15 protein-coding genes and 1 pseudogene are annotated in these 13,650 nt (G+C 53.8%); 1 reads left to right on the top strand and 15 read right to left on the bottom strand.

What is annotated here, in order from left to right:
- From rplB to SD70_RS26650, 10 genes and pseudogenes are all read right to left on the bottom strand, one after another.
- Positions 1-264: pseudogene (gene rplB, locus SD70_RS26605) on the bottom strand (50S ribosomal protein L2); the annotation flags it as partial.
- Between the two features lie 20 nt (positions 265-284).
- The gene (rplW, locus tag SD70_RS26610; protein WP_041051272.1) at positions 285-581 is read right to left on the bottom strand and encodes a 50S ribosomal protein L23; all 297 of its coding nucleotides are present in this window, start codon (positions 579-581) and stop codon (positions 285-287) included.
- Positions 578-1,204 carry a 50S ribosomal protein L4 gene (gene rplD, locus SD70_RS26615; protein WP_041051274.1) on the bottom strand — a complete coding sequence of 209 codons (627 nt, stop codon included), beginning with the start codon at positions 1,202-1,204 and terminating at the stop codon, positions 578-580. The genes rplW and rplD overlap by 4 nt, the downstream gene beginning before the upstream one ends.
- A gap of 17 nt (positions 1,205-1,221) precedes the next feature.
- The gene (gene rplC / locus SD70_RS26620) at positions 1,222-1,848 is read right to left on the bottom strand and encodes a 50S ribosomal protein L3 (RefSeq protein ID WP_041051277.1); all 627 of its coding nucleotides are present in this window, start codon (positions 1,846-1,848) and stop codon (positions 1,222-1,224) included.
- Positions 1,849-1,912: 64 nt separating this feature from the next.
- Complete coding sequence (gene rpsJ / locus SD70_RS26625) at positions 1,913-2,221, bottom strand: 30S ribosomal protein S10 (RefSeq protein WP_041051334.1); 309 nt, start codon at positions 2,219-2,221, stop codon at positions 1,913-1,915.
- A gap of 337 nt (positions 2,222-2,558) precedes the next feature.
- A complete protein-coding gene (locus SD70_RS26630) occupies positions 2,559-3,701 on the bottom strand; it encodes a M20 family metallopeptidase (protein ID WP_041051279.1) in 1,143 nt (380 codons plus the stop codon).
- 15 nt (positions 3,702-3,716) lie between these two features.
- On the bottom strand, positions 3,717-4,520 hold the full coding sequence (locus tag SD70_RS26635) for an ABC transporter permease (RefSeq protein ID WP_041051282.1): 804 nt from the start codon (positions 4,518-4,520) through the stop codon (positions 3,717-3,719).
- A complete protein-coding gene (locus tag SD70_RS26640; RefSeq protein WP_082053688.1) occupies positions 4,517-5,374 on the bottom strand; it encodes an ABC transporter permease in 858 nt (285 codons plus the stop codon). Before SD70_RS26640 ends, SD70_RS26635 begins: the two co-directional genes overlap by 4 nt.
- Positions 5,371-6,471, bottom strand: a complete 1,101-nt coding sequence (locus SD70_RS26645) for an ABC transporter ATP-binding protein (RefSeq protein WP_041051287.1) — start codon at positions 6,469-6,471, stop codon at positions 5,371-5,373. Before SD70_RS26645 ends, SD70_RS26640 begins: the two co-directional genes overlap by 4 nt.
- A gap of 9 nt (positions 6,472-6,480) precedes the next feature.
- Positions 6,481-7,605, bottom strand: a complete 1,125-nt coding sequence (locus SD70_RS26650) for an ABC transporter substrate-binding protein (protein ID WP_041051289.1) — start codon at positions 7,603-7,605, stop codon at positions 6,481-6,483.
- Positions 7,606-7,798: 193 nt separating this feature from the next.
- Between SD70_RS26650 and SD70_RS26655 the strand changes: the two genes are divergently transcribed.
- Complete coding sequence (locus tag SD70_RS26655) at positions 7,799-8,557, top strand: IclR family transcriptional regulator (RefSeq protein WP_041051291.1); 759 nt, start codon at positions 7,799-7,801, stop codon at positions 8,555-8,557.
- 264 nt (positions 8,558-8,821) lie between these two features.
- On the opposite strand, the gene tuf is transcribed toward SD70_RS26655, so the two are convergent.
- From tuf to SD70_RS26680, 5 genes are all read right to left on the bottom strand, one after another.
- Positions 8,822-10,012 (bottom strand): elongation factor Tu, encoded by a 1,191-nt coding sequence (tuf, locus tag SD70_RS26660; RefSeq protein ID WP_041051293.1) that lies wholly within the window; start codon positions 10,010-10,012, stop codon positions 8,822-8,824.
- Between the two features lie 39 nt (positions 10,013-10,051).
- Complete coding sequence (gene fusA, locus SD70_RS26665) at positions 10,052-12,127, bottom strand: elongation factor G (RefSeq protein WP_041051295.1); 2,076 nt, start codon at positions 12,125-12,127, stop codon at positions 10,052-10,054.
- Between the two features lie 44 nt (positions 12,128-12,171).
- Positions 12,172-12,642 carry a 30S ribosomal protein S7 gene (gene rpsG, locus SD70_RS26670; RefSeq protein WP_041051297.1) on the bottom strand — a complete coding sequence of 157 codons (471 nt, stop codon included), beginning with the start codon at positions 12,640-12,642 and terminating at the stop codon, positions 12,172-12,174.
- A 62-nt stretch (positions 12,643-12,704) separates the two neighbouring features.
- Entirely contained in the window at positions 12,705-13,127 is a 423-nt protein-coding gene (gene rpsL / locus SD70_RS26675) for a 30S ribosomal protein S12 (RefSeq protein WP_041051299.1), read from the bottom strand.
- Positions 13,128-13,261: 134 nt separating this feature from the next.
- Entirely contained in the window at positions 13,262-13,513 is a 252-nt protein-coding gene (locus tag SD70_RS26680) for a 50S ribosomal protein L7ae-like protein (protein WP_041051300.1), read from the bottom strand.
- Positions 13,514-13,650: the final 137 nt, after the last annotated feature.

The raw sequence follows: 13,650 nt of genomic DNA on the forward strand, positions 1-13,650 counted from the left end.
AGAACGGTTCGGGTCGTACTCGATCGTAGCAACGCGGCCGGGTATTCCATCCTTGTTCCGCTTGAAATCGATGATGCGGTATTTGCGTTTATGTCCGCCGCCATGATGGCGAGTCGTAATTTTGCCCTGGTTGTTGCGGCCCGCTTTCTTCGGCAGAGGAGCAAGCAGCGATTTCTCCGGTGTGGAGGTCGTGATTTCCTCGAACGTAGAAACGGACATCTGGCGTCTCGCCGGCGATGTAGGTTTATACTTTTTAACTGGCACTGTTTTTCCCTCCTTGCCTATTAAGGTGTTACCGGCTCAAAGAACTCCAGTTCTTTGCTGTCGGCGCTCAAGGAAACGATCGCTTTCTTCCACTCGGAAGTGTAGCCGGAGTAACGGCCGTAGCGCTTCGGTTTCGCTGGCATTCTCATCGTATTGACGTTCGTGACTTTCACGCCGAAAATTTGCTCGATCGCTTGCTTGATCTCGGTCTTGTTGGCGCGCATGTCGACTTCGAACGCGTATTTCTTCAACGCCATCAGGTCGCTGGTGCGCTCCGTAACGATCGGGCGCTTGATAATGTCGCGTGGGTTCTTCATTGTGCAAGCACCTCCTCGACTTTTTGCACAGCGTCCTTCGTAATGATCAGCTTGTCGTGGAACATTACGTCCAGAACGTTAATGCCGTCAGCGGCTACGAATTTCACGCCGGGGATGTTGCGGGCAGACAGCGCTACGTTGTCGTCATAGCTTGCGCCTACGACAAGCGCCTTGCTGCTCACCTTGAGGTTGTTCAAAATCGCCGCGAATTCTTTCGTCTTCGGCGCGCTCAGAGCGAGCGTGTCGAGCACGATCAGATCGCTGTCGATCACTTTCGAAGACAGTGCCGACTTGATAGCGAGACGGCGAACTTTTTTCGGAAGCTTGTATGCATAACCGCGCGGAGTCGGGCCGAAAACGACGCCGCCGCCTTTCCATTGCGGCGCGCGGATCGAGCCTTGACGGGCGCGGCCAGTGCCTTTTTGTTTCCACGGCTTGCGACCGCCGCCGCGAACTTCGGAACGGCCTTTTACCTTATGTGTTCCTTGACGCAGGGAAGCTTGCTGCATGAGCACGGCTTCATGAATGGCGTGTACGTGAGGCTCGAGACCGAAAACGGCATCGGACAGCTCCACTTCGCCTACTTGCGCGCCGGATACGTTATAAAGAGCTACTTTTGGCATCTGTGATCCTCCTTTCCTTATTTCTTGATAGCCGATTTCACGCTGACGTAGCTGTTGCGAGGTCCCGGAATGGAGCCTTTCACCAGAATGACGTTGCGCTCTGCGTCGACTTTAACCACTTCAAGATTTTGAATCGTGATCGTCTCATGGCCCATATGTCCCGGAAGCTTCTTGCCCTTCGGCACGCGGTTAGCGTCGCGGATAATGGCGTTCGAACCGGAACCGCGGTGGTAGCCGGAGCCGTGCGACATCGGACCTCTGGACATGCCGTGTCTCTTGATCGAGCCGGCGAAGCCTTTACCTTTGGATGTACCTGTCACGTCAACAAATTCGCCTTCCGCGAATACGTCCGCTTTGATCTCTTGACCGACTTCGTAGCCTGTCAACTCGACGCCGCGGAACTCCTTAATGTAGCGCTTAGGTGTTGCGCCAGCTTTTTTCGCATGGCCCAACTCCGGTTTGTTGGCGTTCTTTTCCTTCTTATCGTCAAAACCGAGCTGGATCGATTCGTAGCCATCGTTCTCCGAATCTTTCTTCTGGAGGACGACGCACGGCCCCGCTTGTATTACGGTTACCGGCACTACGGATCCATCTTGTGCGAAAACTTGAGTCATCCCAAGCTTCTTCCCTAAGATACCTTTCATTGTTGACACCTCTTTTCCCTTCCCGTTTCTTCTCTTCTATAGAAGAATGTGTTGTTAAGTTGGCTTACAGCTTGATTTCGATGTCTACGCCGGACGGCAGATCCAGACGCATGAGAGCGTCAACCGTTTGCGGCGTCGGATTCAGGATATCGATCAAGCGCTTGTGCGTGCGCTGTTCGAACTGCTCCCGCGAATCCTTGTATTTGTGCACCGCGCGAAGAATCGTCACCACTTGCTTCTCAGTCGGAAGCGGGATCGGACCGGACACACCTGCGCCGGAACGCTTAGCGGTTTCCACAATTTTTTCGGCGGATGCGTCGATAATGCGATGATCATACGCCTTCAAACGGATACGGATTTTTTGCTTTGCCATAATAATTCCCTCCTTCTTTCGCCCAATTTCGGAATCGGACATACTCCGCGAAAATCTCCTGACGCCGCCCCATGCAAAGGGGCCGGGTGTGTCAGCAACCTCTCGCATCATCGCACAGTCACAGACCAACGTTCACTATTATATAAAAACCAGAAATGAAAAGCAAGAAAATTATGCGGCACTCGCGGATGGCAAAAACCGGACGAACCGCACCGTTATTTGGAAGACTGAACCTGTATCCAAGCCGCCTTCGCCGGCAACCCTACTTGTAAACGGTGCAGCGGCAAAATGAGCCGTCTCTCACCCTGAGGTTACGAAACCGGCTCAATTCGAATAGTTAACAGTTTTCGATCAATAGCGCGAGCAGCGCCGCACGAAACGGGATTTCTTCGATGAGAATGTATTCCAGCGGCGAGTGGGCATGATCTCCTCTCGCGCCTAATCCGTCGAGCGTCGGAGTCCCGACGGCTGCAATGAAATTTCCGTCGCTCACTCCCCCTGTCCCCGTTTCCTCCAGCTGGGCAGCAAGCTCTGTTTGCGCCAGCCGCCGCGCTAGTTCATATAAGGAAGCGATCGCTTCCGTCCGCACCATCGGAGGGCGATTCATCCCGCCGGTCACGGTTAGCTCGGCATCGGGATGGTAGGGGCGCAGCGCGGCGATTTCGCGTTCGATGCGCTCCGCTTCTTCGTTCGTAGCGACGCGGACATCGATTTCCGCCTCCGCATGCTCTGCCACGACATTGCTGCCGATGCCGCCGTGGACGACGCCGACGTTTACGGTGCTGCCCCGCGCATAATGCGTCCAGCTGTGAAGCTTCTGGATTTGCTGCGCCAGCTCCTGAATGGCCGAGACGCCTTTCTGCGGGCTGACGCCGGCATGCGCCGATTTGCCTTTCACAGCCAGCTTGTAATTTCCGCTTCCTTTGCGGGAAGTTTTGAGCGCGCCGCTCGGCTCCATCGGCGGTTCCAGCACAAAGGCCGCGGCAGACTGCCTGGCGGCTTCCTCGATCCATTCTCTCGAGGTTGGGCTGCCGATTTCCTCGTCGCTGTTGATGAGCAGAACAACCTTTTTATCTTCGGGAAACCGGCCCGTATCCTGCAAAGCTTTTATGGCAAAAATGGCCTGGAGCAGCCCAGCCTTCATATCGTAAACGCCAGGGCCGTACGCTTTGCCTTGCTCGATGCGGAAGGGACGCCGCTCCGCTTCGCCGAGGGGCCAGACGGTGTCGTAATGGCCAACCAGCAAAATTTGCTTCGGGCCGTCGCCTGCTTGACAGAGCAAGCGATCGCCCGCTACAGGGTGTTTATATCGCTCCACGCTGCCGCCGGTAATGCGGATAAATTGCCGTGTATACCAGTCCGCCATCGTATCGCCGGACGCTTTGCTTCGCGAGGGCGAATCCATATTGACGCTTTCTTCGAGCAGCTGCAGCAGTTCCGGGACGTAAGACGCAATGTGTTCCTTCATTGATAATGACATTATCATACTTCTCCGTTAGTGCGAATGCGAGTTGGATCCGAACAGCCGATCCAGTCCATAGACACGTTCCAAAATAATAATAAAGACAAGACTTAACAAAATAACGAGCGCGGATATTGAAGCGACGAGCGGATCAAGCGACTCCTGCATATGGCTGAAAATGGCCAGCGGCAAAGTAGTCGTTGTCGGGGACACCAAAAATAGCGATACCGTCACGTTATCGAACGAAGTCAAAAAGGCAAAAATCATGCCCGACATCACAGCCGGCTTCAATATTGGCAGCGTAATGTCGATAAAAACGCGCAGCGGCTTCGCCCCCATAATGTAAGCGGCGCGCTCGAGCGTATAATCGAATGAACTAAGCCCCGTCAGTACCAACCTGACGACATACGGCACGGAAATCAGCACATGAGCGAGCAGCAGTCCGGTGAAGGTGCCCGCCAAGCCGATTCGTGTAAAGAACAAAAGTACGGCTATCCCGATGATAAGAGCAGGGACGGTCAAAGGCGACAGCAGCAGGCCGTTCACCGTACCGCTTCCGCGAAACCGGTATTTATGCAAGGCGAGTCCCGACATCGTCCCTACCAGCGTAGCGATCACCGCTGTCAGGGCGGCCAGCTCCAGGCTGAATAAGAATGAATCGACAAACTCGGGGCGATCCCATATTTTCGAATACCATTGAAGCGAAAACCCGATTGGCGGAAACGACAAATACTTGACCGAAGTCAGCGAAGTGGGAATGACGACCAGCAGCGGCGAAATGACGAACAAGACGACGATAAAAGCGATGATGCCCAGCGGCGAAAACTTCCTGCTCATGAGGAAAACACCTCTTTATAACGTTTCGTTTCGACCAACCGGGTAAACAATGTCACCAATGCGACTGTCGAGAAAAGCAGCAGGAACGATATGGAAGCGCCCAGTTGCCAATTGAGCTCGGTCATTATTTTTTCGTAAGCAATGACAGGCAGCACCTTAACGGATGTACCACCCATTAAAGCGAGCGTCACGAAAGAGCTCATCGACAGACTGAACACAAGCGTCGATCCGGCCAGCATTCCCGGCAGCGTCATCGGCACAACGACATTCAGAAACGTACGAAGCTTGCCTGCCCCCAAAATTCCAGCGGCTTTATATAAGGAAACATCGATTTGATACATGCTTGTTGCAATTGCGAGCACCATATAGACCATGAACGAGTCCGTCAAGCCGATCACAACGCCGAGTTCGTTGTACATAAGACGCAGCGGCTTGTCGATCAATCCCGCCTGCATCAAAACGTTATTGATCAACCCTTTCTCGCCAAGCAGAATGACCCACCCGAAATTGCGGATGACGACGCTGACGAGGTGAGGAGCTATTATAAGGAAGGTAACGATTCCTCTCATTTTGCTGGAAGCTTGAGCCATGTACATGGCCACGGGATAACCGAAAACGAGGCAGGCGAGCACGGTAAGCAGACTGAGCTTGATCGTGCGCCATAAAACTTGCAAATAATACGGATCCTGGACAAGCGTTGCGTAATTGACCAACGAGATGTGCTCCTGCTTGTTCTGGAAGCTCATGAGCAGAATATACAGCATCGGAAGGACGAATACGCCGAGAAGCACTGCGACGGCCGGCGCGAGGAGCAGGACCGCCGTCCGCATCTTACGTCTGCGACTCTCGCTCATCGCCCGTTCTCCTTCCTTGCAAATACAAATACGTCCTCCGGCTTCCATTCCGTATATACGTGCATTCCCGGCGACAGCCAGCCGTCTTGCTCGACACTTTGCAGACGGACGGTCAAGACTGTTTGACCGATGTCAATTTCGCATTCCGAGTAAGCCCCAAGGAAGGACGTCAGCTTCACAGTCCCTTTCGCCACATTGGTTGCCGCGGAATGCCGCTGCTCCACATGCAGAGCGATCGACTCGGGCCGCATATAAATAGAAACCTTATCCCCCGCTGCAAAACAGTCGTTGCGCCGCACCGCGCGCAGCGAAATTCCCGTATCCGTCTTAAGTTCGAGCGTATGATCCAGCACCCGTTCGACTACGCCGGTCAATCGATTCGATTTGCCGATAAACGTATGCACGAACTCGGAAGCAGGGCGATTGTTGTCCCATGGCGTTCCGATCTGTTCCACCTTGCCGTGGTCCAGAACGACAATTCGATTCGACATATAGAGCGCTTCCTCTTGATCGTGGGTGACGAAAATCGTGGTGACCCCTATATCCCTCTGCAGCCGCTTGATCTCCTCCCTAAGCTCTTCTCTCAGCTTGGCGTCGAGATTGCTTAACGGCTCGTCGAGCAGCAGCAAGGTCGGCTCCGTCACCAGCGCTCTGGCGATAGCGATCCGTTGCCGCTGCCCTCCGGACAGCTGTTTGGGATAACGCTCCGCCACATGCGGCAGTTTGACGAGATCCAGAACTTTATCGACCCGCCGCTTCGTCTCCGCTTTGGATACTTTCCGCAGCTTCAGCCCGTAGGCGACATTCTCGAATATCGTCATATGCGGGAACAGCGAGTACGTTTGAAACACCATTCCGAGGTCCCGTTTGTTGGACGGCGTCCCGTTCATGCGCTTGCCTTTGATCAGGAGGTCGCCCCGGTCGGGCTCGAGAAAGCCGGCAATCATGTTGAGCGTCGTCGTTTTTCCGCACCCTGAAGGGCCGAGAAAGGAGACGCACTCTCCTTGCTCGATCTGCAGGTTGAAATCGTCCACGACGACGTTGGTACCGAATTTCTTTTGTACGTTTATCAGTTCGACATCAAAGCTTTTGGACACTTGCCTCACCTATTTTCCGACTTTGGGAGCTACTTCTTTGTTAAAGCGGTCCAGCCAATCCGGCGTGTTCTTTCCTACGGTCTCCAAGTCAAAATTCACGATTTTGCTCGTATCGAATTTCAGCTTTGCGTCGATATCGGCAGGCAGCTTCACGTCTACCGCCGGATGATAGTACAGCTTCTGGCCGTACAGAGTCTGAATTTCGTCAGACAGCAGGAAATCAATGAAGAGCTTCGCGACGTTCGGATCTTTCGCGCCTTTCACGATTGTAGCCACATTAGGGACGACGTTCGCGCCTTCTTTTGGCACGACGAACTCGAGATTTAACCCGGCATCTTTCTGTACGAGGCTTCTTGCCTGCGTCCAGGTCGTATAAACGGCTGTCTTGTTCTGCATGTTTTGCTGAAGCTGCGCGGACGTTTTCGCAAAAGTAGGCATGTACCCCGCAATCGTCTTCAGCTTCTCGAAGCCCGGGTCCATATTTTTTTCGGAGCCGCCGTTGGCGTAAGCGAGCATGATCAGGGCCGAACGTCCGAAGTTGCTCGATATTTCGGCGATCGTTACGTTGCCTTTCATTTCCGGCTTCGCGAGATCGTTCCACGATTCGGGAACCGGCAAGCCTTTGGATTTCACCAGCTCGGCATTGTAGGAAATCCCCATCGGGGTATAGTTTACAGTGACGCCGCTGTTGTCTTTCACTTTGAGGTTAGCGCTTACTTTCTTCATATTCGGGATATCTTTCTCGGAAAGCGGTTCCCACAAGCCCTCAACCCGTCCGCCTTCCTGCTCGCCGCCTTCGATAACCGTTACGTCGATTTGCGGGGAAGCTTTCTGGGCTTTGACCTTGGCTACAATTTCCGTAGATACGCCCGATACGTACGAAAGCTTCACATCAGGATATTTCTCGTTAAACTTCTTGAATATGTCATCCTTCATCATTTGCTCTACCGTCGCTCCGTTACCGGCAATAACGAGCTGCTTCTCTGGCGTTAGACCTGCAGCCGCCGCAGGTGCCGTCCCCTTGTCGGCAGGCTTCGCCGCTTCCGCCGGCTTTTTGTCAGCGCTCGAGCCGCATCCGGAAAGAAGAGCTCCGCACACGGCCGCAACGGATAGTACTGTCACCAATTTCTTCATGAATAAATCCTCCCCCGCATGATTGTTCTCTATACGTGAACATCGTTTCCTATATGTGAATATGTTAAAAATTTTATCATGCGTCCGTTCCCTTTTGCAATCATTTTTTAGAGCTAGGAAAATGCAAATGTCTATGATAAACTATGACCGAACTTTCACTAGAGCGTCGTCCGATAAGGAGCATGAATCTAGCATGGACAATCACTTGTCATCTGTTAAAAATAGCTGCAGGCTATTGAAAACATTTTTGGATTCGGACAAAGAAATGGGCGTCAGTGAACTGAGCAGGCAGCTGCAACTTTCCAAGGGAGCCGTTCACAAGCTGCTGATGACACTGGAGAGCGAAGGTTTCATCAAGCAAAATCCGGCCAACAAGCAATATTCGCTCGGATACACTTTGCTTGAACTGGGCAACAAAGTGCTGCGCAATCATGATTTGTCCGAGTTCGCCAAGCCGTTTTTGCGCAAACTGGCGGAATCGACGAATGAGCTTGTATGCTTGTGCGTACAGGACGAATTCGACGCTATCTATGTAGATAAGATCGATTCCAAGTATCCGATACGTTTCAACGTTGAAGCGTATCGGCGTTTTCCGCTTTACGCTACCTCCGCCGCCAGAGTGATTCTTGCCTTTCAGGACGACGAAGTTATCGATCATATCCTCTCCGGCGAAATTCGAACCTTTACTCCCTACTCCTTAAAGGATCCGGCGGGCATCAAGGAACGATTGCACGCGATCCGGCAAAGGGGATACGAAATGAGCTCCAACCTGCGCAACGAAGGTGTTACCGGCATTGCGGCTCCGATTCGGGACGCAAACGGTGCGGTGAACGCCTCGATCAGTATTATCGGACCTAGCGACAGAGTCGTTCCTGTTTATCAAAACTTTATCGATCAAGTTCTCGCTACGACGCGCGAAATCTCCTCCCAGCTCGGCTACCGCGGCAAGTGAAGGTGCATGCAGCTGCCGAATGGGCTGCGCGCCGCCCTTCGCCTCGTGCCGAATTGCGGTGCAGAGGATGGAAATGAACCGGAGAGCCGACTTTTAAAGTCGCGTTCTTCCGCCGTGCGGTAATTTGAAAGAATGCGACTTTAACGGAGGCCGGGGGCTTATTTCCAATCCGCCGCGCAGCCCCTTCGGCACCTTCCCTCATCCGCGCAAAAAATGAAGCTCTCAACCCGCATAGGGCTGGAGAGCTTCATTTTACAATTGGGATTACTTCGTGATCGTAGCAACTGCGCCTGCACCAACGGTACGGCCGCCTTCGCGAATCGCGAAGCGAGTGCCTTCCTCGATAGCGATCGGGGAGATCAGCTCGACGGTAACAGTGATGTTATCGCCAGGCATAACCATCTCGGTGCCTTCCGGCAGTTGGATGATACCGGTAACGTCAGTTGTCCGGAAGTAGAACTGCGGACGGTAGCCAGTGAAGAAAGGCTTGTGACGGCCGCCCTCTTCCTTGGTCAGAACGTAAATCTGAGCGGTGAAGTTCGTGTGCGGCTTAACCGAACCCGGCTTCGCCAAAACTTGGCCGCGCTCGATGTCTTTGCGGTCTACACCGCGAAGCAGTGCGCCGATGTTGTCGCCGGCTTGAGCTTGGTCAAGCAGCTTGCGGAACATCTCTACGCCTGTTACGACGGATTTGCGAGTTTCTTCCGCCAGACCTACGATTTCGATCTCGTCGGAAACTTTGATCACGCCACGCTCTACACGGCCCGTAGCAACGGTACCGCGGCCTGTGATCGTGAACACGTCCTCGACCGGCATAAGGAACGGCTTGTCAGTGTCGCGCTCAGGAGTCGGGATGTAGTTGTCGATTTGCTCGAACAGTTCAACGATCTTCTCAGCCCATGCGCCAGTCGGATCTTCCAGAGCCGGACGCGCTGCGCCGCGAACGATCGGAGTGTCGTCGCCCGGGAACTCGTACTCGTTCAGCAGGTCGCGAACTTCCATTTCTACCAGTTCCAGCAGCTCTTCGTCTTCAACCATGTCGCACTTGTTCAGGAATACGACGATGTAAGGAACGCCTACCTGGCGGGACAGCAGGATGTGCTCGCGAGTTTGCGGCATCGGGCCGTCAGCTGCGGATACGACGAGGATCGCGCCGTCCATTTGCGCTGCGCCGGTGATCATGTTTTTAACATAGTCGGCGTGTCCAGGGCAGTCAACGTGAGCGTAGTGACGGTTCGGAGTTTCGTACTCAACGTGTGCCGTCGAGATCGTAATGCCGCGCTCGCGCTCTTCCGGAGCTTTGTCGATTTGGTCGAATGCTACTGCGGAACCGCCGTATTTTTTAGCGAGAACGGTGGTGATCGCTGCTGTCAGAGTCGTTTTGCCGTGGTCAACGTGACCGATGGTGCCGATATTTACGTGCGGCTTCGTACGTTCGAATTTTGCCTTTGCCATTTCAAACATTTCCTCCTTAGGGTTCTTATTAGATTATAATTAAGCGCCTTTGTTCTTGGAGATAATTTCTTCCGAGATGGACTTAGGCACTTCTTCATAATGCGAGATTTCCATCGAGTAGGTTCCGCGGCCTTGCGTACGGGAACGCAGCGTCGTGGAGTAACCGAACATCTCGGAAAGCGGCACCTTCGAACGGATGAATTGCGCGCCGTGCTTGGCGTCCATTCCTTCGATGCGTCCGCGGCGGGAGTTCAGGTCGCCCATAACGTCGCCCATGTACTCTTCCGGCACTTGTACTTCTACTTTCATGATCGGCTCGAGCAGAACCGGCTTGCACTTCTCGCCGGCGGCTTTCAGAGCCATGGAACCTGCGATCTTGAACGCCATCTCCGAGGAGTCGACATCGTGGTAAGAACCGTCTACGACAGTCGCCTTGATGTCAACCAGCGGGTATCCGGCGAGTACGCCGTTCTTCATGGACTCTTCGATACCGGCTTGAATCGGCGCGATGTATTCCTTCGGAATAGCACCGCCGACGATTTTGCTCTCGAACTGGAAGCCCGTACCCGGCTCAAGCGGTTCGAACTCGACCCAGCAATGGCCGTATTGACCGCGGCCGCCGGACTGGCGAACGAACTTGCCTTCGACGCGTGCCGGTGCGCGGAACGTTTCGCGGTAGGCAACCTGCGGCTTGCCCACGTTGGTCTCTACCTTGAATTCGCGCAGCATGCGGTCGACGATGATCTCAAGATGGAGCTCGCCCATACCTTGGATGATCGTCTGGCCGGTTTCTTCGTCCGTGTAGTAACGGAACGTCGGGTCTTCTTCAGCCAACTTGGACAGCGCGGTGCCCATCTTGTCTTGGTCCGCTTTGGACTTCGGCTCGACGGCGATGGAGATAACCGGTTCCGGGAAGTTCATCGATTCGAGAACGACCGGATGCTTCTCGTCGCACAGCGTGTCGCCCGTGATCGTATCCTTCAGACCGACTGCAGCCGCAATATCGCCGGCGTATACTTCGGTGATTTCCTGGCGGCTGTTCGCATGCATCTGAAGAATACGGCCGATTCTCTCGCGTTTGCCCTTCGTAGCGTTAAGCACGTAGGAGCCCGAAGTGAGAACCCCGGAGTAAACCCGGAAAAAGGTCAGCTTGCCGACAAACGGGTCGGTAGCGATTTTGAACGCAAGCGCCGAGAACGGCTGATCGTCCGCAGATTTGCGGGTAACTTCCGTACCGTCTTCGAGGACACCCTTGATATCCGGGACATCGACCGGAGCCGGCAAGTAATCGACAACTGCGTCAAGCATCAGCTGAACGCCTTTGTTCTTATAGGAAGAACCGCAAATGACCGGGAAGATCTTAACCTGGCAAACCCCTTGACGGAGAGCTTTCTTGATCTCTTCGACAGTGAGCTCTTCGCCTTCGAGATATTTCATCGTCAGCTCTTCATCGAGCTCGGCTACTTTCTCGACAAGCTCCAGACGAAGCTCTTCCACTTTGTCCTTGTAGTCGGCAGGAATCTCGGTGCGCTCGATATCCTTGCCGAGGTCGTCTTTGTACATGTAAGCAACTTGCTCGACAAGGTCGATAATGCCGACGAAGTCGTTCTCAGCGCCGATCGGCAGCTGAATCGGAACCGCGTTGGCGCCGAGCTTATCGCGCATTTGCTGTACGGCACCGAGGAAATCGGCACCGATAATGTCCATCTTGTTAACGTAGGCAATCCGCGGTACGCCGTAACGGTCGGCTTGACGCCATACCGTCTCGGATTGCGGCTCAACGCCTTCCTTCGCGCTGAACACGCCGACAGCGCCGTCCAGCACGCGCAAGGAGCGCTCCACTTCGACCGTGAAGTCTACGTGTCCGGGTGTGTCGATGATGTTGATGCGGTGGCCTTTCCATTGAGCGGTCGTCGCTGCGGACGTAATCGTGATGCCGCGCTCCTGCTCCTGCTCCATCCAGTCCATCGTCGCCGCACCTTCATGAACTTCACCGATCTTGTGCACGCGACCCGTATAGAACAAAATGCGTTCCGTCGTAGTCGTTTTGCCCGCGTCGATGTGCGCCATGATGCCGATGTTGCGAGTGTCCTTCAAGGAGAACTCTCTTGGCATGGGTCAAACTCCTTTCTATCCTCTCAAAGGCTAGAACAATCGGATTACCAGCGGTAGTGAGCGAACGCCTTGTTGGCTTCTGCCATCTTGTGCGTATCTTCACGCTTCTTCACGGAAGCGCCGGTGTTGTTGCTGGCGTCGATAATCTCGTTAGCCAGTCTTTCTTCCATCGTCTTCTCGCCGCGCAGGCGGGAGTAGTTGACGAGCCAGCGAAGTCCAAGCGTCGTACGGCGCTCCGGCTTCACCTCGATCGGCACCTGGTAGTTGGCGCCACCGACACGGCGGGCTTTAACTTCCAGAACCGGCATAATATTTTTGATTGCAGCTTCAAACACTTCCATAGGATCTTTGCCCGTGCGTTCTTGAACCAGGGTGAAAGCATCATACAGAATGCGCTGCGCCACCCCTCTTTTTCCGTCGATCATGATGCGGTTGATGAGGCGGGTCACAAGCTTGCTGCTGTAAATCGGATCCGGCAATACGTCTCTTTTCGGTACGGGACCTTTACGAGGCATAGTTATCCCCCTTTCTCGAAATGTTCATTCCAACGTTTTCCTAGCGTGATCGTTCAGGACAATTAGGACTTCTTCGCTTTCGGACGCTTCGTGCCGTATTTGGAACGGGCTTGCATCCGGTTGTTGACGCCGGACGTATCCAAAGCGCCGCGCACGATGTGGTAACGCACACCCGGAAGGTCCTTTACACGGCCGCCGCGGATCAGCACCACGCTGTGCTCTTGCAGGTTATGTCCGATACCCGGAATGTAAGCCGTAACCTCAACGCGGTTCGTCAAACGTACACGGGCATATTTACGAAGGGCCGAGTTCGGCTTCTTCGGAGTCATTGTGCCGACACGAGTGCAAACGCCGCGCTTCTGCGGAGCGCTCAAATCGGTTTGCTCGCGCTTCAGGGCGTTGAATCCTTTCTGCAGCGCAGGCGATTTCGATTTGTACACCTTTGCTTGACGACCTTTGCGAACGAGCTGATTAATTGTTGGCATATCGCCACCTCCTCCCTAAAATTCCATTCCGCTTGCTTTTCTCAAGCCCACAGACCCAGGCGAATCGTAAATGAGCATAAGGAAATGTTTCCACCGGGCTTCAGCAGCCAAGCAAAAACATTCAGCATGTCTTCTTACTCATTCACCACAGCGACCATAGCCGCTCCGACTTCAATCCCACACGCTTTGCCGAGTTGTTTCATCGAATCCACGTAGGTGACTTTAACCCCCATTTTCTTGCAAAGGTTAATCATCTTGCTCGTGATTCGCGGATCTGCATCTTTCGCCACAAAAACTTCCGCCGCCTTGCCGGCTTCGACCGTCTTCGTCGCTTGCTTCGTGCCGATGGTCACTTTTGCCGCCTGTTTGACTTTATCATAAGACATGAACCATATCCTCCAAAGAACAGGAGCCTAAACACAAAAGGCACACTTTGATATATTAGCAAAACGGAAAAACCGTGTCAAGATACCATAGAGAAAGCCCGTTGCCCGCAGAGCGCGGACAACGGGGATTTTCTCGT

Source organism: Gordoniibacillus kamchatkensis, assembly GCF_000829455.1.
GTDB lineage: Bacteria > Bacillota > Bacilli > Paenibacillales > NBRC-103111 > Gordoniibacillus > Gordoniibacillus kamchatkensis.